This is a genomic window from Streptomyces sp. FIT100 (assembly GCF_024584805.1).
GTDB lineage: Bacteria > Actinomycetota > Actinomycetes > Streptomycetales > Streptomycetaceae > Streptomyces.
The window spans coordinates 1,982,437-2,002,084 of the sequence record NZ_CP075715.1 but is presented as its reverse complement, the minus strand read 5'-3'; the positions used below and the strand labels follow the sequence as shown (position 1 = coordinate 2,002,084).

Annotated in this window: 16 protein-coding genes and 2 pseudogenes; 11 read left to right on the top strand and 7 right to left on the bottom strand. The window is 74.1% G+C overall.

Annotated elements, in window-relative coordinates; all coding sequences use genetic code 11:
- Positions 1 to 277: 277 nt before the first annotated feature.
- Positions 278 to 1,858, bottom strand: coding sequence for a leucyl aminopeptidase (locus tag KK483_RS08685; RefSeq protein ID WP_262004630.1), 1,581 nt, complete (start codon positions 1,856 to 1,858; stop codon positions 278 to 280).
- Positions 1,859 to 2,162: 304 nt separating this feature from the next.
- Between KK483_RS08685 and KK483_RS08680 the strand changes: the two genes are divergently transcribed.
- The 5 genes and pseudogenes from KK483_RS08680 to fusA form a co-directional block, all read left to right on the top strand.
- Positions 2,163 to 4,367, top strand: a complete 2,205-nt coding sequence (locus tag KK483_RS08680; RefSeq protein ID WP_262004629.1) for a hypothetical protein — start codon at positions 2,163 to 2,165, stop codon at positions 4,365 to 4,367.
- Positions 4,368 to 4,435: 68 nt separating this feature from the next.
- Positions 4,436 to 5,986: a GT4 family glycosyltransferase PelF gene (pelF, locus tag KK483_RS08675; RefSeq protein WP_262004628.1), complete on the top strand. Its 1,551-nt coding sequence runs from the start codon at positions 4,436 to 4,438 to the stop codon at positions 5,984 to 5,986.
- Positions 5,983 to 7,596: a hypothetical protein gene (locus KK483_RS08670; RefSeq protein ID WP_262004627.1), complete on the top strand. Its 1,614-nt coding sequence runs from the start codon at positions 5,983 to 5,985 to the stop codon at positions 7,594 to 7,596. The genes pelF and KK483_RS08670 overlap by 4 nt, the downstream gene beginning before the upstream one ends.
- A 13-nt stretch (positions 7,597 to 7,609) precedes the next feature.
- Positions 7,610 to 8,398, top strand: a complete 789-nt coding sequence (locus KK483_RS08665; RefSeq protein ID WP_262004626.1) for an endo alpha-1,4 polygalactosaminidase — start codon at positions 7,610 to 7,612, stop codon at positions 8,396 to 8,398.
- A 221-nt stretch (positions 8,399 to 8,619) separates the two neighbouring features.
- Positions 8,620 to 9,213, top strand: a pseudogene (gene fusA, locus KK483_RS08660) (elongation factor G); the annotation flags it as partial.
- A 67-nt stretch (positions 9,214 to 9,280) separates the two neighbouring features.
- On the opposite strand, the gene KK483_RS08655 reads toward fusA, so the two are convergent.
- Positions 9,281 to 10,084, bottom strand: coding sequence for an adenosylcobinamide-GDP ribazoletransferase (locus KK483_RS08655; protein WP_399015997.1), 804 nt, complete (start codon positions 10,082 to 10,084; stop codon positions 9,281 to 9,283).
- A 59-nt stretch (positions 10,085 to 10,143) separates the two neighbouring features.
- On the opposite strand from KK483_RS08655, the gene KK483_RS35290 reads away from it, so the two are divergent.
- Entirely contained in the window at positions 10,144 to 10,911 is a 768-nt protein-coding gene (locus tag KK483_RS35290; RefSeq protein ID WP_313878538.1) for a hypothetical protein, read from the top strand.
- Positions 10,912 to 10,946: 35 nt separating this feature from the next.
- Here KK483_RS35290 and KK483_RS08650 read toward each other — a convergent pair.
- The 3 genes and pseudogenes from KK483_RS08650 to KK483_RS08640 all read right to left on the bottom strand — a co-directional run.
- Positions 10,947 to 11,576: pseudogene (locus tag KK483_RS08650) on the bottom strand (hypothetical protein); the annotation flags it as partial.
- Positions 11,577 to 11,692: 116 nt separating this feature from the next.
- Positions 11,693 to 12,853 carry a nicotinate-nucleotide--dimethylbenzimidazole phosphoribosyltransferase gene (cobT, locus tag KK483_RS08645; protein ID WP_262004623.1) on the bottom strand — a complete coding sequence of 387 codons (1,161 nt, stop codon included), beginning with the start codon at positions 12,851 to 12,853 and terminating at the stop codon, positions 11,693 to 11,695.
- Between the two features lie 143 nt (positions 12,854 to 12,996).
- Positions 12,997 to 14,196 (bottom strand): bifunctional adenosylcobinamide kinase/adenosylcobinamide-phosphate guanylyltransferase, encoded by a 1,200-nt coding sequence (locus KK483_RS08640; protein WP_262004622.1) that lies wholly within the window; start codon positions 14,194 to 14,196, stop codon positions 12,997 to 12,999.
- Between the two features lie 102 nt (positions 14,197 to 14,298).
- On the opposite strand from KK483_RS08640, the gene KK483_RS08635 reads away from it, so the two are divergent.
- Positions 14,299 to 14,508, top strand: coding sequence for a hypothetical protein (locus tag KK483_RS08635; protein ID WP_262004621.1), 210 nt, complete (start codon positions 14,299 to 14,301; stop codon positions 14,506 to 14,508).
- A gap of 137 nt (positions 14,509 to 14,645) precedes the next feature.
- Here KK483_RS08635 and KK483_RS08630 read toward each other — a convergent pair whose 3' ends face one another.
- Together KK483_RS08630 and KK483_RS08625 are read right to left on the bottom strand one after the other, a co-directional pair.
- Entirely contained in the window at positions 14,646 to 15,353 is a 708-nt protein-coding gene (locus KK483_RS08630; protein ID WP_262004620.1) for a bifunctional 2-polyprenyl-6-hydroxyphenol methylase/3-demethylubiquinol 3-O-methyltransferase UbiG, read from the bottom strand.
- A gap of 89 nt (positions 15,354 to 15,442) precedes the next feature.
- Complete coding sequence (locus KK483_RS08625) at positions 15,443 to 16,042, bottom strand: DUF3043 domain-containing protein (RefSeq protein ID WP_262004619.1); 600 nt, start codon at positions 16,040 to 16,042, stop codon at positions 15,443 to 15,445.
- A 403-nt stretch (positions 16,043 to 16,445) separates the two neighbouring features.
- Between KK483_RS08625 and KK483_RS08620 the strand changes: the two genes are divergently transcribed.
- The 4 genes from KK483_RS08620 to KK483_RS08605 all read left to right on the top strand — a co-directional run bounded on the left by KK483_RS08620 (position 16,446) and on the right by KK483_RS08605 (position 19,625).
- A complete protein-coding gene (locus tag KK483_RS08620; protein ID WP_262004618.1) occupies positions 16,446 to 17,231 on the top strand; it encodes a PspA/IM30 family protein in 786 nt (261 codons plus the stop codon).
- A 27-nt stretch (positions 17,232 to 17,258) separates the two neighbouring features.
- Positions 17,259 to 17,537: a PspA-associated protein PspAA gene (locus KK483_RS08615; RefSeq protein WP_262004617.1), complete on the top strand. Its 279-nt coding sequence runs from the start codon at positions 17,259 to 17,261 to the stop codon at positions 17,535 to 17,537.
- Between the two features lie 142 nt (positions 17,538 to 17,679).
- Positions 17,680 to 18,930 carry a sensor histidine kinase gene (locus KK483_RS08610; RefSeq protein ID WP_399013719.1) on the top strand — a complete coding sequence of 417 codons (1,251 nt, stop codon included), beginning with the start codon at positions 17,680 to 17,682 and terminating at the stop codon, positions 18,928 to 18,930.
- Entirely contained in the window at positions 18,927 to 19,625 is a 699-nt protein-coding gene (locus KK483_RS08605) for a response regulator transcription factor (protein WP_262004615.1), read from the top strand. Before KK483_RS08610 ends, KK483_RS08605 begins: the two co-directional genes overlap by 4 nt.
- Positions 19,626 to 19,648 lie beyond the last annotated feature (23 nt).

Below are 19,648 nucleotides of genomic sequence, written 5' to 3'. Positions count from 1 at the left end.
GGTTCGCCTCCGGGGCGCTTCAGCGTATGCCGACGGTCGACCGTCCTTCGGCGGCTCGGTTCGCCTCCGGGGCGCTTCAGCGTATGCCGACGGTCGACCGTGCTCGGTCCCTCGTCCCTCGGGACCTCCGCGCGCTCTCCCTTTCGGCATCCGCGCGCCCCTTCGGCTCACTCGCCACGTGGCCGGGATGCCCGTGCCGAGGTGGCGGAGCCGCCGGTCAGGGTGTGGCCGGCCGGTCGGCCGGGTCCGGGGCGGCGCCCCGGACCCGGCACGCGGATCAGCCCAGGTCGCCGGCGGCCGTACGCTCGGCGAGCTTCACCAGAGTGCGGACCGCGGAGCCGGTGCCGCCCTTCGGCGTGTAGCCGAACGGGCCGCCCTCGTTGAAGGCCGGTCCCGCGATGTCCAGGTGGGCCCAGGTGATGTCCTCGCCGACGAACTCCTTCAGGAACAGACCGGCGACCAGACCGCCGCCCATCCGCTCGCCCATGTTGGCGATGTCGGCGGTCGGCGAGTCCATGCCCTTGCGCAGGTCCGACGGGAGCGGCATGGGCCAGGAGTCTTCGCCGACCTCCTCCGCGATCTCGTGGATCGAGGTGCGGAACGCGTCGTCGTTGGCCATGATCCCGAACCGGCGGTGGCCCAGCGCCAGCACCATGGCGCCGGTCAGGGTCGCCACGTCCACGATCGCGTCCGGGTTCTCCTCCGACGCCTTGGTGATCGCGTCGGCGAGCACGAGCCGGCCCTCGGCGTCGGTGTTGAGCACCTCGACCGTCGTGCCGCTGTACATGCGCAGGACGTCACCGGGGCGGGTGGCGGTGCCGGACGGCATGTTCTCGGCGAGCGCCAGCCAGCCGGTGACGTTCACCTCAAGGCCCAGCCGGGCGGCCGTGACGACGGTGGCGAACACCGCGGCGGCGCCGCTCATGTCGCACTTCATCGTCTCGTTGTGGCCGGCCGGCTTCAGCGAGATGCCGCCCGAGTCGTACGTGATGCCCTTGCCGACGAGGGCGAGGGTCTTCTGCGCCTTGGGGTGCGTGTAGCCGAGCCGGACCAGGCGGGGGCCGTTGGCCGCGCCCTGGCCGACGCCGAGGATGCCGCCGTAGCCGCCCTTGACGAGCGCCTTCTCGTCGAACACCTGCACCTTGATGCCGTGCTCCTTGCCGGCGGCCGTGGCGACGGCGGCGAACGACTCGGGGTAGAGGTCGTTCGGCGGGGTGTTCACCAGGTCGCGGGCGCGGTTGATCTCCTCGGTGAGCGCGATCGCCCGCTCGGCCGCGGCCTTGTACGCCTTGTCGCGCGGCTTGGCGCCGACCAGGGCGACCTCGGCCAGCGGCTGCTTCTTGCCGTTGCCGCCGTTGGCGTCCTTGGCGGCCTTGCCGTCCTTGGGGCTGCCGCCGAGGCCGCCGTTGCCGTCCTGGTAGGCGGTGAAGGCGTACGCGCCGAGCAGCGCGCCCTCGGCGATCGCCTCGGCGTCCTCGGACGCCTCGATCGGCAGCACGAACGCGGCCTTCTTCGTGCCGGCCAGCGCCCGCGCGGCGGCACCGGCGGCGCGCCGCAGCGACTCCGCCCGGTACGCCTCGTCCTTCTCCGGCGCGGGACCGAGCCCGACCGCCACCACGACCGGGGCCTTCAGGCCCGACGGCGCGGGCAGCTTGGTCACCTCGCCCTCGGCACCGGAGGCGCCGAGGGTCTCCAGGACGGTGGCGAGCTTTCCGTCGAACGCCTTGTCCACGGCCTCGGCGCCGGCGGCGACGACCAGTCCCCCGGACTTGGGCGCAGCGCCCTTTGCGACGCCGACGACGATCGCGTCGGCGCGCAGCGTCGCGGCGCCGGCCGTGCTGAGAGTGAGAGCAGTCACGGTGGTGATTTCTCGCTTCCGTTGAGTTCCATCGACCGAGGAGGTGGGGTCGGCCGTGCCCAGCGCATCGTAAATCGGGCGAGTCGGAGCGCCGGAACGAGCCTACGCGCGCCCATGATGCTCGCTCACGCCAGCGGCGGTTCACCCATCAGTGGTGTCTCCGACACGTTTACCGGACGGACCCGCCGTTCTACGTCACACTCGGCCCGAATACGCAAGGGAGCAAGTCGCTGCTTTGCATGATTTCCACAGGTCCTCCCCGCCTTCTCCGCGGGGGAGGCCGTCGAGGGGTGGGGGGTGCGCGATGGCGTACGGATTCGGCACGGGTACGGGTACGGGCACGGCTGCGGGTTCCGGCACCGGTGGGGGTGGTCTCGGGCAGGGGCGCGGCGCGAGGGGTGAAGGCGCGCGGGAGCGGGGTGCGAACGGGCCGGGCGCCGGGGGAGCGCGCGGGCAGAGGTCCGGCAGGGCCGGCGGCAGGGCCGCGGTCGCGCTCGCCGCGTCCGCGCTGCTCGCCACCGCCGTGCTGCCCACGCCGACCGCCGCGGCCGCCGATCCTGCGCCGCGGATCGACCTGAGGGTCCTCGTCGTCGACGACGGCGGCGCGTCCGTGGCCGCGGTCACCGCCGAGCTGCGCAGCACCGGAGTCCCGTACAGCGTCCTCGACCTGACCGACCCGGGCCGGCCGCGGATCGGCGCGGCCTTCCTGAGCGACACCGCCGGCGGCCGGCCGCGCGCCAGGTTCCAGGGCGTGGTGCTGCCGAACGAGGCGCCGTTCGGGGCGGACGCCGCGGGCGCCGCCGAGCAGGCGGCGCTCGTCGCGTACGAGAAGACCTTCGGCATCCGCCAGGTCGACGCCTACACCTGGGCGTCCCCGGCCGTCGGGCTCGACTACACCAGCGACGGCGGCTGGTCCGGCACCCTCGACGGCGCCGCGGCCGCCGTGACCGCCGCCGGCCGCTCCGGGCCCTTCGGCTATCTCGACGGGCCGCTCACCTTCGAGGACAACGCACCGGACAGCGGCGAGAGCTACGGCTACCTTGCCCGCCCCCGCGAGGGCTTCACCAGCTACGTCGACGCCCCCGTGCCCGGCGGCACGGGCCGGGCCAGCCTGCTCGGCGAGTACGCGCACGACGGGCGCCGCGAGCTCGTGGTGACCTTTGCGTACAACCAGCACCAGCGGCAGTTCCGGCTGCTGGCGCGCGGCATCGTCGAATGGCTCACCCAGGGCGTCCACCTCGGCCAGAGCCGCAACTACTTCTCGGTCCACGTCGACGACGTCTTCGCGCCCGACGCCCGCTGGGACACCGAGCGCAACTGCACCCCCGGCGACATCGACTGCGCGGGCCCCGGCGGCGGGCAGACCACCCCGGACATCCGGATGACCGCCGCGGACGCGCAGTACGCCGCCCAGTGGCAGCAGGCCCGCGGCTTCACCCTCGACATGGTCCACAACGCGGGCGCCGGCGAGGAGTGGAAGACCGAGCACGGCGGCACGGACGCGCTCACCGCGCAGCTGATCGCCGACCGGGCCCGCTTCCGGTGGATCAACCACACCTACACGCACCCGTTCCTCGGCTGCGTCCAGGACGTCTCCGTCGTGCCCTGGCAGTGCGCGAAGGACGCGGCCGGCAACACCCGGTGGACGAGCCGGTCCGAGATCTCCGCACAGATCCGCGACAACCACAACTGGGCCGTGGCCAAGGGCCTTCCGGTGGACCGGAGCGAGCTGGTCACCGGCGAGCACTCGGGGCTGAGGACCCTGCCGCAGCAGTCGGCGGACAATCCGAACCTGGCCCCGGCGCTCGCCGACAACGGCGTCAAGTGGGTCGCGTCCGACAACTCCCGCGAGCCGCAGCAGCGCGCGGTGGGCAGCGCGCTCACCGTGCCCCGCCACCCGATGAACGTGTACTACAACGTGGGCACGGCCGCCGAGATGGCCGACGAGTACAACTGGATCTACACGGACCTCGCCGACGGCGGCAGCGGCATCTGCGCCACCAACCCGGCCTCCATCTGCCTGGACGAGCCGCTGGACCCGGCGACCGGGTACGGGCAGTACATCGTGCCGCAGGAGGCCCGGATCGCCCTCGGCCACGTCGTCGCCAACGACCCGCGCCCGCACTACGTCCACCAGTCCAACCTGGCCGAGGAGCGCATCCTCTACCCGGTGCTCGACCGGATCCTCGGCGACTACCGGTCCCTCTTCGCCGACAGCGCCCCGCTCGTCAACCCGCGCCAGCGCGACGTCGGTACGGAGCTGAGCCGCCGCGCCGCCTGGCAGAAGGCGCTCGACGCCGGCAAGGTCACGGCGTACCGCATCGGCACCACGGTCACCGTCCAGGCGCCGTCCGGGGTCTCCGTGCCCGTCACCGCCCCCGAGGGCACCCGCAAGCAACTCCTGCTCGGCACGGCCGTCTTCGGCGGCGCGTACGCGGGGCAGCGTTCGGCGTGGACCGGTCCCGAGCTCCTCCAGTCCGCGGTGACGCTGCGGCTGCCCGCCCTCTGACCGCGTCCCCCGGTCACGTCCACCGCGCCCCGTCCGCGCCTTCCGCCATCGCAGGGGGACCCAGCACGATGAGCCAGGGACGTCATGTCACCATGCTCACCGAAGGCACCTATCCACATGCCCACGGCGGCGTCAGCACCTGGTGCGACCAGCTCGTCCGCGGCATGCCCGAGGTCGGTTTCACCCTGACCGCCCTCACCGGCAGCGGCCGCGAGCCCGTCGTCTGGGAGCTGCCGCCCAACGTGCACGGCCACACCGCCGTGCCGCTGTGGGGGCCGCGCCCGGGCCGCCCGCGCGCGCCGCGCGGCAGGACGGCCCGCCGCCGCTTCCTCGCCACGTACGAGCGGTTCCTGCTCTCCGTCCTCGACCCGGACGCGCACTGCGACTTCGGCGACGCCATCGACGCGCTCGCGCTGGAGGCACGCGCGGGCCGGCTCTCGGCCGCGCTGCGCACCGAGGACGCCGTCCGCACCCTGATGTGGATATGGACCATGCCGCATCTGCCGGTCGCCGCGGCCCGCCCCACCGCCCACGACGCCCTGACCGCCACCGACCTCCTCGAACACGCGCTGCGCGCGCTCGCCGTCCCCGTGCCCGCGGACAGCGTCGCGCACGCCGTCAGCAGCGGCCTCGCCACGCTCCCCGCGATCGCCGCGAAACGCCTGGACGGTGTGCCCTTTCTCCTCACCGAGCACGGCATCTACCTGCGCGAGCGCTATCTCGGCTACCGCGGCGCGGGCCAGCGCCGTGCGGTCAAGACGCTGATGCTCGGCTTCTACCGGCAGCTCAACACCCTGGGGTACCGGCGGGCCGATCTGATCACCCCCTGCAACCGGTACAACCGCCGCTGGGAGGAGCGGGGAGGCGCCGACGCGGACCGTATCCGCACGGTCTACAACGGCGTCGACCCCGGGGCCTTCCCGCACGCCGGAGCCGAACCCCGCGTCCCCACGCTGAGCTGGGCGGGACGCATCGACCCGATCAAGGACCTGGAGACGCTGATCCGGGCGTACGCCCTGGCCAGGAGCGAACTGCCCGAGCTGCGGCTGCGGTTGTTCGGGGCGGCGCCCGAGGGCGGGGAGTGGTACCGGACCCGGCTGGAGAAGCTCGCCGCCGAACTCGGCGTCGCGCACGGCATCCACTGGGAGGGGCGGATCAGCGATGTTGCGCGTGCCTACGCCGCCGGGCACGTGGTGATGCTCTCCAGCATCAGCGAAGGGTTCCCCTTCTCGGTCATCGAGGCGATGTCCTGCGGCCGGACCACCGTCTCGACGGACGTGGGCGGGGTCCGGGAGGCCGTCGGGGACACGGGTCTCGTCGTGCCGCCGCGCGAGCCGGAGGCGCTGGCGGCGGCGGCCGTCGAACTGCTGCGGGACGGCGAGCGCCGCGCGGAGCTCGGCCGCCGCGCCAGGCAGCGGGTCATCGACCGCTTCACACTGCGGCGTTCGGTGGACGCCTTCCGCGCGATCTACCGGGAGCTGGCCGGGGGCGCGGGTGGCGAACGGGCATCGGCCGGGTCCGCCGGGCCCGCCGAGTCCGGTTGGACGGTCGACGACTGGACGGTGGAGCTGCGCGACCCCTGGTACCGGGAGCTCGCGGCGGACGGGAGCGTGTGGTGAGCGCGGTGGACGAGCTGGCGGAACGGCTGGACGACGTCATCGCGGATGCGGTGCATCCGGACGAGATAGCCGCGCTGCTGGAGGCCGACGGGCTGACGGACGAGCAGATACGCGTCCGCTACGGGCACGAGGACTCGTTCGCGCTGGCGGAGGAGCTGTACGCACGTCGCGCGGTGCCCGTGGAGTCCGCCGGGGCCGACGGGCGCGGCGGCCCGGCGGGGGCCGGGCCGGGCCCCGGACGAGCCGGGCCCACGTTGCTCGCCTGCCTGCTGCGCGGTCTGGTCTTCGCGCTGCCCGGGCTCGGCTACGTCCTCGGCGCACCGGCGGCGTACGCGCCGCTGCTCGCCTCGGCGCTGGCCGGCTGGGCCTGGAACCAGGCCCTGGCCCACCGCGCCTACACCTGGCTCGGCCTCGGCGACCGCGCCGCGGCGGCGCGCACGCTGCGGGTGGGCGCACCGGCGGGCGTCCTGCTGTGCACGACCCCGGCGCTGGTCGTCGGCGCCGGCGACGCACCGGTCCTCCTCTTCGCCGCGGGCCAGTCGCTCTACCTCGCGGCGGCGACGGCGCTGCTGGTCCTGACACACGACCGCGGGCTGCCGTCCTGGTCGCGCGCCCGGCGAACGGGGCCGATGGATCGAGCGGAGCGAGCGGGGTCGCCGGCGGGGCGAGCCGGGTCGCGGGGTCTGCCGTGGCGGGTGGCGGGGCAACGCCGCCGCCCGGCCACCCGGTACCTGCGCCGATCCCCTGCGGGGGCGACCCCGTACGCCCCCGCCCCGCCGTTCCCGTGGCGGCCCGCCGCCGTGGTCGTCCGAGCGCTGGGTCCACGGCTGCCGGCCGCCGTGCGAAGGCGCACCGCCGGGCTTCCCACCGCCCCTCGGACGGGGAGCTCCGCCCACCGGTCCGCCGCCGACGGTGGTGACCAGCCCTCCACGCGCAGACGCCCGGCCGGAGGCCGGTCGCACCCCCACCCGCCCGCGGGCCTCACCGGCGGCAGCCCCGCGCCGACCCGGCGCCGGTCCGCCGCTCCGTCGGTCGGCGCTTCCGTGCCGTACGGGCTGTGCGGGCTCGGGACCGGCGTGCTCGTGCTGCATGTCGCCCTGGACGCCCCGCCGTTCGCCGTCGCGCTGAGCCTCGCCATGGGCCCCGCCGAGTACCTCCTGCACCGCTTCCGCACGGACAGCCTCGCCGGGATGCGGGCCAGCACCACGACCCGCGGCTTCCGCGCGGCGGTCGCGGTCGCCCTGGCGCGCTGTCTCGCCGGGCAGTCGGGCGCCCTGCTGCTGTTCGTCGGGGCCGTCCTGCTCGTCTGGCCGGACGGCGGCGGTGGTGGCAGTGGCGGTGGAGGTGGCGGTGGCAGTCGCGGTGACGGCGTCCGCGGACCGGGTGGCGCCGCGCTCGCCGAGGCGCTGCTGCTCGGGGTCGTGCTGTGGAGCGGCCTGCTGCTCCAGGCGTTCGGCGCGGTGCGCGCCGCGGCCGCCGTCTGCTGTGCGGCCGCCCTCGCCGCCGTACTCCTCCCGGGCGCAGCTCCCCTCGCCGTCCCCGGGGCGGCGGCCGCCGTACTCGCCGTGCTGGTCTGTGTTCTGCTGGGCCGCATCACCTCCCACCGCTGAGGAGTCCCCGCAGATGAGGCTGTTGCTGGTCCTGACACTGCTGCTGCTCGCGGGCTGCACCGCCGCCCCGGACGATCCGGCCCCGCCGCGCCCCCGCTGGCGGCCGGCGCCGGGGCTGGACTGGCAGTGGCAGCTGAGCGGCCGCCTCGACCCGGGCGTCGACGCACCGGTCTACGACATCGACGGCTTCGAGCACCCGGAGTCCGCGGTCGCCGACCTGCACCGGCGCGGCCGCAAGGTCATCTGCTATCTCTCCACCGGCGCCTGGGAGGACTTCCGCCCGGACGCGGACGCCTTTCCCCGGGCCGTGCTCGGCAAGGGCAACGGCTGGGAGGGCGAACGCTGGCTCGACATCCGCCGTACGGACGTCCTGGAGCCGCTGATGGCCGAGCGGATCGACATGTGCCGGGACAAGGGCTTCGACGCGGTCGAGCCGGACAACATGGACGGCTACGCCAACGACACCGGCTTCCCCCTCACCGCCGCCGACCAGCTCCGCTACAACCGCCTGATCGCCCGGCTGGTCCATGAGCGGGGCATGGCGGCCGGCCTGAAGAACGATCTGGACCAGATCCCGGAGCTGGTGGGGGAGTTCGACTTCGCGGTCAACGAACAGTGCGCCCAGTACGCCGAATGCGAGCGGCTGACACCGTTCGTCGCGGCGGGGAAGGCCGTCTTCCACGCCGAGTACGATCTCCCGGCGGACCGCTTCTGCCCCGAGTCGCGGCGGCTGGGGCTGAGTTCGCTGCTGAAGAAGTACGAGCTGGGGGTCTGGCGCGAGAGCTGTCAGGGCGGCGAATAATCCGGTGCCCGGCCCCGGACCGGCTCCCTACACTCGCTTCGTGCGCCGCACCGACTCGACGGCGCCACGTTTCGACACCCGAGGGGAGCCCGACCGTGCGTGACCGCACTGCCGTCGTCGTTCCCCCGTCGCGGTACGACGTGATCCTGATGTCCCCGCGCCCCCGGTGCCGGCTGCGCGGCCGCCACCGGACCCCGTGACGCACACCTGAGCCGTCTTTTAAACAGGACGGCGGCGCCGGGCAGTTCGCCCATGTCGTCCTCGACGTGGAGGCGCTGGAGACCGCCGCCGACGGCCGTACGGAGGACCTCGTCTTCCGGTCGGCGGTCGTCGGCGGACGGGTGCCGCAGGAGTACGTGCGTGCGGTGGAGGCGGGCTGCCGGGACGCCCTCGCCGAGGGACCCCTCGGTGGCCACCCGGTGACCGGAGTGCGGGTCGTCCTGACCGACGGGGCGACCCATCCGAAGGACTCCTCGGAGCTCGCGTTCCGCACGGCGGGCCGGTTCGCCCTCCGGGAGGCGCTGCGTGCGAGCACCATGCGGATCCTGGAGCCGGTGGCCGAGGTCACCGTCACGGTGCCCGACGACGCCGTGGGCGGGGTGTTCGGCGACCTGGCGGCGCGGCGCGGCCGGGTCTCGGGCTCCACCGCGCGCGCCGGTACCACGGTGGTCACGGCGACCGTGCCGCTGGCCGAGCTGTTCGGCTACGCGTCCCGGCTGCGCAGCCGGACACAGGGCCGTGGGACGTTCACCACCCGGGCCGCCGGTTACGCCCCCGCGCCGGCTCCGGTGTCCGACGGGACGCAGGTGCGGTAGGCGGCCCCCGGGGCCGGTCCCCGTCCGTACGCGGGCGGGGACCGGCCGCGTCGTCCCCTCGCGGCTGTCAGCCCAGGGTGAGCGCGACGAGCGCCGTCGTCGCCGCGGTCTCCGCCACCGCGCCGAACACATCGCCCGTCACCCCGCCGAAGCGCCGCACGCAGTGGCGCAGCAGCAGGTGGGCGGCGACGAGCGCCGCCACGGCGGCGAGTGCGTGCCGCGCCGCCGCGTACGGCCCGAAGAGCGCGCCCGCGCCGGCGCACGCCGCCAGCGTCAGGAGCGTGGCGGTCGCCGCCGCGGCGGGGGACACGGTGGAGGCCACCGTCGCGCCCAGGCCGTCGGGGCGGGCCGCGGGGACACCGGTGCGGGAGGCGAGGGTGAGCGCGAGGCGGGCGACGACGGCCGCGAGCGCCACGGCGACGGCGCCCCGCGCCCAGCCGCCGCTCCCGTACAGCTCGTACGCGGCGGCGACCTGGGTGAGCAGCACGAAGACCAGGGTGATGACGCCGAACGGGCCGATGTCCGACTGCTTCATGATCCGCAGCGCGTCCTCGGCGGGCTTGCCGCTGCCCAGTCCGTCCGCCGTGTCGGCGAGTCCGTCGAGATGGAGCCCGCGCGTGAGCACGGCCGGTACGGCGGCGGAGGCCAGCGCGGCGAGCAGCGGGCCCGCGCCCAGGAGGAGCAGCGCTCCGCCGGCGGCCGCCGCGCAGAGGCCGACGACGAGACCGGCGAGGGGCGCGCACAGCATGCCGGCGCGCGCCGCGTCGCGGTCCCAGCGGGTGACCTGTACGGGCAGCACGGTGAGGGTGCCGAAGGCGAACCGTATGCCGGTCGCAGGACCGGGTGTCTTGAAGGAGCTCACTGCGCGCAGGGTAGTCGGTGCGCCGCGACGGTAAATTGCGCTTTACGGACAAACTGGGAGCGCGCGGCATGGGTGACTGGTTCTACCGCAACATCGAGGAGCCCGGGAAGCTCCCGCTGCTCATCGCGCTGGCCTCGTTCGTCATGACCTTCCTCGTCACCCGGACGATCACCCGGCTGATCCGGGCCGGCAAGGGCCCCTTCCGGAACGTCAGTTCCGGAGGCACGCACATCCACCATGTGGTGCCCGGAGTCGTCCTCATCGTGATCGGCGGCTTCGGATCGATCGCCTCGGCCGAGAACAGCGGGCCCGGTACCATCACCTTCGCCGTGATCTTCGGCGTGGGCGCGGGACTCGTCCTCGACGAGTTCGCGCTCATCCTCCATCTCGACGACGTCTACTGGACCGAGGCCGGCCGTCAGAGTGTCGAGGTCGTCGTGCTCACCACGGCCCTGCTGCTCCTGACCCTCGGCGGCTTCGCGCCGCTGGGCGTCAACGACCTGACCGCGGACGAGCGGGACGACCGCCGGGTCCTTCTGCTCTTCCTCGCCGTCAACTTCGGCTTCGTCCTGATCACGCTCTTCAAGGGCAAGCTGCGCATGGCGCTCATCGGCATGCTCGTCCCGTTCGTGGCGATCATCGGCGCCCTGCGGCTGGCCCGGCCCGGTTCACCCTGGGCCAAGCGCGTCTACCGCACCCGCCCCCGCTCCCGCGCCCGGGCGATGCTGCGGGCCTTCCGCCACGACAAGCGCTGGAGCGGGCCGCGCCGCAAGGTCGAGGACCTGATCGGCGGCGCCCCGAACCGGCTGCCCTCGGGCGGGGCCGACCACCACTGAGCGGCCGCCGTCCGGTACGCCGCCGCGGCCGCGTACACGAGGAGCACCGCGGCGATCGCCGCCAGATGCTCCTTGCCCGCGAGATTGCACTTGACGATCACTTCGACGACCATCGCGGCGATCATCAGGCCCATCGTCAGCCACGCCCGGTAGCGGCAGCAGACGACGACCGCGAGGCCGACGACCGCCGCCGACGGGCCGGTGTCCACGATGTGCGCGTCCGCCGCCGGGAGACCCAGCGGCCCGTCAGGGCCGAGCGCGACCCCGATCCGCGCGTACGTCGTGCCGGCCAGCGTCGCCATGTACGCGACCAGCAGCATCCGCGCCCGCCCCAGGCAGATCTCGGCGATCCCGAACACGATCAGGATCTGGGCGAGGGCGCCCCACACCGGCAGGTCGAGCGCCGGTACGAAGAGGGAGAGCGGTGTGCGCAGGAGGGCGAGCCCGAGCGGGTCCTCGGCGCGTACCGAGCCGATGGCCTGGACCGGTCCGTAGCCCCACGACCGGTTCTGGACGAGCTGGAAGAGCCCGGTGAGGCAGACGGCGGCGAGCGTCACGGGGACCGCCCGCCACGTCCGCGCCGTGAGCGCCGCCCGTACGTCCGCGAGCAGCGGCCCCCACTCACGGCGCGCGAAGGTCCGCGCGCGTCCATTCACCGGCTGCATGAACGCGGCTCCCCCGGATCGTCGGTGTGCGACGGCGCGTCGGCACGCGCACGCCGCGTTCGAAGACCGGCCTGGGGGGCGTGAAGTTGAGTGGGAGCCGGGTGATCCCGGTCGCGTCAGTCGCCGGCGGTGTCGGCCCCGGCGCCCGAATCGGTCCCGGCGACCGTTTCGGCGTCGGCGCCCGGTTCGGCCCCGGCGACCGCGTCGGCGTCGGGCTCGGGCTCGGCGTCGGCCCGGAGCTCGGGCAGTTCGGCCGCGAACGCCGCGGACGCCTGCACGAGGGGGAGGGCGAGCAGCGCCCCGGTGCCCTCGCCGACCGTGACACCGTGGTCCAGCAGCGGGTTGAGCGCCATCCGGTCCAGCGCCTTGGCCTGCGCCGGCTCACCGCTCACCTGGCCCGCCAGCCACCAGTCGGGCGCGCGGAACGCGGCACGCTGCGCGACGAGCGCACAGGCCGCCGACACGACCCCGTCCAGGATCACCGGCAGCCTGCGCACCGCGGCCTGGAGCAGGAAGCCCGTCGTCGCCGCGAGATCCGCGCCGCCGACCACCGTGAGCAGCTGGAGCTGGTCGCCCAGGACGGGGCGGGCGCGGCGCAGCGCGTCGCGGATCGCCGCGCACTTGCGCATCCACGCCAGATCGTCGATGCCCACGCCGCCACGGCCGGTCACGACCGAGGCGTCCGTCCCGCACAGCGCGGCGATCAGGGCGGCGGCGGCCGTGGTGCCGCCGACGCTCAGGTCACCGAGGACGACGAGATCGGTGCCGGAGTCCGCCTCCTCGTCGGCGATCGCCATGCCGAGGCGTACGGCCTGCTCGGCCTCCTCGGCGGTGAGGGCGTCCTCGACGTCGATACGTCCGCTGCCGCGCCGCACACGGTGGCGTACGACCTCCGCCGGCAGCAGCTCCGGGTCGCAGTCCAGCCCCGCGTCGACGATCCGGACGGGCACGTCCATCCGCCGGGCCAGCACGGCGAGGGGGCTCGCGCCGTCCAGCACGGCCCGCACCAGCTGGTGCGCGGACCCCGCGGGCCTGCCCGACACGCCCAGCTCGGCGACGCCGTGGTCACCGGCGAACAGCACCACCCGCGGCTGCTCCACCGGCCGCACCGGCACCGCGCCCTGGGCGGCCGACAGCCACTCCCCGAGCTCGTCCAGCCGCCCGAGCGCGCCGGGCGGCACGGCCAAGCGCTCGCGGCGTTCCTCGGCATCGCGCCGCACGCCACTGTCGGGGCGCTCGATCAGATCGGAGAAGTCGTCGAGATTCAGCGAGCTCATTCGCCGAACAGTACCGGCCCCGGCCCCTGCCTCACCCGGCGGTCCCACCGCACGTCAGGCCCGCGCCCGGAGGGCCCACGGAACACCGGCCTCCGACGCCGGGCCGACCCGGCCCGGCGAGCGGCGGACCCGCCCCGGGTCCCTCACCGCAGCGGCAGCGCCTGCCCCGCCACGACCAGCAGGACGTGCTCGCACTCGCCCGCGAACGCCGCGTTCAGCCGCCCCAGTTCGTCACGGAAGCGCCGCCCCGAAGCCGTCGCGGGCACGATCCCGGACCCGACCTCGTTCGTGACCGCGACCACGGTCCGGCGCGTGGCCCGCACCGCGGCGACGAGGTCGGCGGTGCGGCGGTGCAGCGCCCCGCGGCCCGTGGACTCCCACTGCTCGTCCTCCCACGCGCCCACCTGGTCCATCGTGTCCGTCAGCCACAGCGCCAGGCAGTCGATCAGGACCGGTGGCCCTTCCTGCCCCAGCAGCGGGACGAGATCGCACGTCTCGACCGTCCGCCACGAGCCCGGCCTGCGCTCGCGGTGGGCCTGGACCCGCGCCGCCCACTCCGGGTCGTCGGCCCGGGTGCCGCTGGTCGCCACGTACAGCACGTCGGGGAACGACTCCAGCCGGCGCTCGGCCTCCAGCGACTTGCCCGACCGGGCCCCTCCGGTGATCAGCGTGCGGCGCGGCACGTCGGGGACCGCGTGGTACTCGCCCACGTAGAGCGTCGTGCCGTCCGGCACCGTCCGCGCCCCCGCCGCCGCGAGCCGCCGCTCCAGCTCCGCGCCGGGCGGGACCTCGTGGTCGATGTGGACCGCGACGACATCCGTCGTCGGGCCGACCGCCCCCGCGGCCCGCAGCCGGGCGAGCCCGTCCGGCCGCCCGACGACATCGGCGACGACCATGTCGTACGGCGGCGCCCCGCCCTCCGCCATCCCCGCCGGCGCGCCGCCGGGCGGCAGGTACAGCAGCCGTTCGCCGTCCGGCGACGCCACCTCGTACCCCGTACCCGGCGAGTCCATCGACACCGCCCGCACCCGGTGCCCGCTGATCAGCGTCAACTCCTGTCCGTCCGGCACCCGCCCCGCCGTCGGCAGTCCCGCGGGCAGCTCCATCGCGGGCCCGTTGTGCGGATGCGTCAGCAGCACCTGCCGTACGCCGACGAGTGAGCGCCCCGCACGTGCGGCGGCAAGCGCGGCCCCGGGCGTCAGATCGAGCAGCAGCGCCCCGTCCACCAGCAGCGCGGTCGCGGCGCGCGCCTGCGGTCCGCGGGCGGCGGCGCAGACGGCACAGGGGCAGTCGGGGCGGGGGAGCCCGCTGGGGGCCCCGGTGCCGAGCAGAGTCACTTCCACAGGAACGATCCTCCCGCGTCGCCGCTGCCGGTGCGCGCCCGGCTACGCTGCGGGCAGCAGCAAACCGATCAGCTGGTGGGACCCGACACCGGGGAGGCGCACATGGCGTGGACGTGGCGGTTCGAGAAGTCCGACGGGACGGAGGTCCAGCCGGCCGTGGAGCCGGAGGAGTTCAGCACTCAGGGCGACGCCGAGTCCTGGATCGGCGAGGTCTGGAAGGACCTGCTGGAGGGCGGCGCGGACCAGGTGCACCTCTTCGAGGACGGCAGCAAGATCTACGGGCCGATGAGCCTGCACGCGGAAGAGGTCTGAGCACATCCCCCGGGGGTGGGCCGGCATCTGCCGCCGGCCCGCCCCACCGGCCCCGGCACGCGCGGATCCGCGTACATCTGCCGCTCTCCCAGGGCTCCGCGAGCCCGGGACGACGGGGCCGAGCCCCGCCCCCGCGCCTAGCCCCGCACTCCGCAGAGATGCAGCAGCGCCGCCACCGCGCGGTACGGATCCGCGCGGCCCGCGCGGTCCTCCGCCGCGAGCAGCCGCTCCAGCGCGTCCGCGGCCGGCAGCTCCGCCTCGTTCGGCACGTTGTCCGTGAAGACCCGCACGCCGTACCAGGCGTGCAGCGGCGCCGCGATGCCCGAGAGGGTCGCTGTCAGATCCGTCAGCCGGTCGGCGCGCACGGGCAGTCCGAGCCGGTTCGTGTACGCGTCCGTGTCGAAGGCCGTCAGCGCCGCGGGCCAGTCTCCGGCGAGGCCGGGCCGCATGGCGAGCGCGTCCGCGTTCCGTACGAGCAGCGAGAGCAGACCGCCGGGTGCCAGCATCCGGGCCAGGCCGGCCAGCATCGCGTCAGGGTCCTCGACGTACATCAGCACCCCGTGGCACAGCACCACGTCGAACGAGCCGGGCAGGAAGTGCACCCCGGTGTCGCGGCCGTCCCCCTCGATCGTGCGGAACCGCTCCCGGATGCCTGCGGGCTCGGCCGTCAGCGCCTCACGGGCCGCCTTCAGCATCTCCGGGTCGGACTCCAGGCCCGTCACGGTGTGCCCGGCCCGCGCCAGGCGCAGCGCTTGGGTGCCCTGGCCCATGCCGACGTCGAGGACACGCAGCCGCTGCCCCACGGGGAAGCGGCCGGCTATCTGCTCGTCGAGCTGGCGTGCCACGAGCTCCTGCCGGACGGTGTTGCGCAGTCCCCCCAGGCCCTTCAGCCAGGCCGGCGCGCCACCGCCGAAACCGGCGACGACGTCCGCGCTCAGGGCCGCTCTCCGCGCTTGACCCGGGGCTTCGGCAGCCGCAGTCGGCGCATCTGGAGCGTACGCATGAGGCCGTAGGCCACGGCGCCGCGCTTCTGCTCGTTCGGGAAGCGCTCGTTGAGCTGCTTCTTCAGGCGGATCCAGATGCCGATCGAGTCGATCACGATCATCACGATGACGCCGAGCCACAGCAGCAGCGCGATGTTCTGCAGCTGGGGCACGCGGATCATGGAGAGCACCAGGATCACCACGGCGAGCGGCAGGAAGAACTCCGCGATGCAGAAGCGCGAGTCGACGAAGTCGCGCACGAAGCGGCGCACCGGACCCTTGTCGCGGGCCGGGAGGTAGCGCTCGTCGCCGCCGGCCAGGGCCTCGCGCTGCTTGGCCAGGTCGGCACGGCGCGCCTCGCGCTGGCGGCGCATGGCGTCCTTGCGGTCGGTGGGCGCCGACGACTGCGCACGGCGGCGCTGCGTCTGGGCCTCACTCCGCTTCGGAGTCGGGCGGCCCTTGGGGGCCTCGGGGTCGCGGGGATGCTTGGAGAGGTCCGCCGTCACCTTGTCGGTGGGGGCCTTCTCATCCTTGGAACGGCTACGGAACACAAAGCCCAAGGGTACGGGGTGACGAGGAGGTGCGGGGCCGGAGGTCCCTCTTTGTCGGGGGGCGCTGGTCGGAGACGGGCGGGAATGGATCCCGGCTCCCGGGGGAACGATCCGGCAGCGGCGAGCGTCGTACGGGGCAGATGTCCGCAGAAACGGCGACAGAACCGACCGGGAACCGACGCAGAACGGGCGCGTAACAGACGGCGGCGGAGTGCGGTGTCCGGTTTCCCCGACGGTCACCTACTCCCTGGGCTGGAGCGGAGCCGTCAGCAGCTCGTTCTTGGGGAGGAGCGCATCCGCGCTCGAACAGTGCGGTAATGGATGCAGGGCCTCTACTGTGGGTCCTGGAGTAGCTGGAGCTGAGTCCGTCAGAAGGGGGCGCGCGAAGCCCATGAGCGGTGTCATGAAGCGTATGGGGATGATCTTCCGCGCGAAGGCAAACAAGGCCCTTGACCGGGCCGAGGATCCGCGCGAGACCCTCGATTACTCGTACCAGAAGCAGCTGGAGCTGCTCCAGAAGGTACGCCGCGGCGTCGCCGACGTGGCCACGTCGCGCAAGCGCCTGGAGCTGCAGCTGAACCAGCTCCAGGGCCAGTCCACGAAGCTGGAGGACCAGGGCCGCAAGGCGCTGGCGCTCGGCCGCGAGGACCTGGCGCGCGAGGCGCTGTCCCGCCGTGCCGCGCTCCAGCAGCAGGTCACCGACCTGGAGACGCAGCACCAGACGTTGCAGGGCGAGGAGGAGAAGCTCACGCTCGCCGCCCAGCGGCTCCAGGCCAAGGTCGACGCCTTCCGTACGAAGAAGGAGACGATCAAGGCCACGTACACGGCCGCCCAGGCGCAGACGCGGATCGGCGAGGCGTTCTCCGGCATCTCCGAGGAGATGGGCGACGTCGGCCTGGCGATCCAGCGCGCCGAGGACAAGACCGCGCAGCTCCAGGCGCGTGCGGGCGCGATCGACGAGCTGCTGGCCTCCGGCGCCCTGGACGACCCGACCGGCATGGCGAAGGACGACATCGCCGCCGAGCTGGACCGGATCTCCGGCGGCACGGACGTCGAGCTGGAGCTCCAGCGCATGAAGGCCGAGCTGGCGGGAGGCAGCGGGGCGCAGCAGCAGGCGATCGAGGGCGGCAACGGCGCGGCGCAGGACCAGGCGCAGGGCCAGGGCCAGCACAGGTTCGACAAGCAGTAGCCCGGCGAGCGCAAAGGACGGCGCGTCATGATCGTACGGATCATGGGGGAGGGCCAGTGGAGGGTGGACGACAGCCACTTCGTCGAGCTGAACAGGCTGGACGACGAGCTGCTCGCCGAGATGGAGTCGGGTGACAAGGACGGCTTCCGCCGCACGCTGTGCGCCCTGCTCGATGCCGTGCGGCACTGCGGGGCGATGATGCCGGACGACTCGCTGGAGCCCTCGGAGCTGATCCTTCCGTCGCCGGAGGCGACGCTGGACGAGGTCCGCGACATGCTCAGCGACGACGGCCTCATCCCGGGCTGAGCACACGTCGACCGCTGGAGGGGCCGGGGCATCCCGGCCCCTCCAGCGATTCGAGGGCACCGGCCGGAGGCCCTACAGGTTCCGGGGTGCGGCTCCCGGCTGTCCACAGGCGGACCCCTGGTGTGGCCGGGACCCCGTACCGTTGCTTGTCGTGACCGCTCCTCCGGCCGGCCTCGACCGGTTCACGCACCCGTGGCGCTGGCTGCGTGAGCACCCGCTCGCGCTCGACGCCGCGCTCGCGTTCGCCGTGCTCGTGTGCATGGTCACCGCCTCCTTCGCCGACCCGAACGGCCCCCACGGACGGCCCGCCTTCTTCACGCGGACGCCGGACGCGGGCAGCGTCCTGCTCATGCTGCTCGCCGCCGGGGTCCTGGTCTTCCGGCGGCGCCGCCCCGTGCCCGTCCTCGCCGCCACCGGCGCGCTGTCCGTCGTGGGGTACGTGACGGGCGACCCGCCCGCGCCGGTCGCGATGTCCGCGGTGATCGCCCTGTACACGGTCGCCTCGCGCACCGACCGGCCGACCACCTGGCGGGTCGGCCTGCTCACCATGACCGTGCTCACCGGCACGGCGATGCTCTTCGGCTCGGCCCCCTGGTACAGCCAGGAGAACCTGGGCATCTTCGCGTGGACCGGCATGGCGGCCGCGGCGGGCGACGCCGTGCGCAGCCGGCGCGCCTTCATCGACGCCATACGGGAGCGTGCCGAGCGCGCCGAGCGCACCCGGGACGAGGAGGCCCGGCGCCGCGTCGCCGAGGAGCGGCTGCGGATCGCCCGCGACCTCCATGACGTGGTGGCGCACCACATCGCCCTGGTCAACGTCCAGGCGGGGGTCGCGGCGCACGTCATGGACAAGCGCCCCGACCAGGCCAAGGAGGCGCTCTCGCACGTCCGCGCGGCGAGCCGGTCGGCGCTGAACGAGCTGCGTGCGACCGTCGGTCTGCTCCGCCAGTCCGGCGACCCGGAGGCCCCGACCGAGCCGGCCCCCGGCCTCGCCGGGCTCGACGAGCTGCTCGACACCTTCCGCCACGCCGGCCTGCCGGTCGAGCTGGCCCGCACCGACCGGGACTCCGAGCGGCCCGCCGCCGTCGACCTCGCCGCGTACCGGATCATCCAGGAGTCGCTGACCAATGTGCAGAAGCACGCGGGGCCGGACGCCAAGGCAGAGGTGAGCGTCGTACGGGTGGGGCGCACCATGGAGGTCACGGTCCTGGACAACGGGGTGCCCGCGGCCGTGCCCGACACGGACAGCGGCGGCCACGGCCTGCTCGGCATGCGCGAACGCGTCTCGGCGCTCGGCGGCACCCTCAGCGCCGGGCCCCGGTACGGCGGGGGCTTCCGGGTGCAGGCGATACTGCCGCTCAAGACCCGCCCCGACGAGGACGAGGACGCATGACGATCAGGGTGCTGCTCGCCGACGACCAGGCGCTGCTCCGCAGTGCCTTCAAGGTGCTCGTGGACTCCGAGCCCGACATGGAGGTCGTCGGGGAGGCGGCCGACGGTGCGCAGGCCGTCGCCCTCGCCCGCTCGGAGCGGGCCGACGTCGTCCTGATGGACATCCGGATGCCCGGTACGGACGGCCTTGCCGCCACCCGCATGATCAGCGCGGACCCGGCGCTCTCCGCCGTACGGGTGGTGATGCTGACGACCTTCGAGGTGGACGAGTACGTCGTCCAGTCACTGCGCGCCGGGGCCTCCGGCTTTCTCGGCAAGGGCGCGGAGCCGGACGAACTGCTCAGTGCCATCCGTATCGCCGCGGCCGGCGAGGCGCTGCTGTCGCCCGTCGCGACCAAGGGGCTGATCGCGAAGTTCCTTGCGCAGGGCGGGAATTCGGACGGGATCGGCGCCGGCGAGGGGGACGAGGGGGCGTACTCGGACCGGCTCTCCGCCCTGACCGGCCGCGAGCGCGAGGTGCTCGTCCTCGTCGCCGGCGGCCACTCCAACGACGAGATCGCCGAGCGGCTGGAGGTCAGCCCGCTCACTGTCAAGACCCATGTCAACCGGGCGATGGCCAAACTCGGCGCCCGGGACCGTGCGCAATTGGTGGTCATTGCGTACGAATCGGGCCTGGTACGCCCAAGGGTGGAGTGAGTCTCCACCCGGCCGTACTCCAG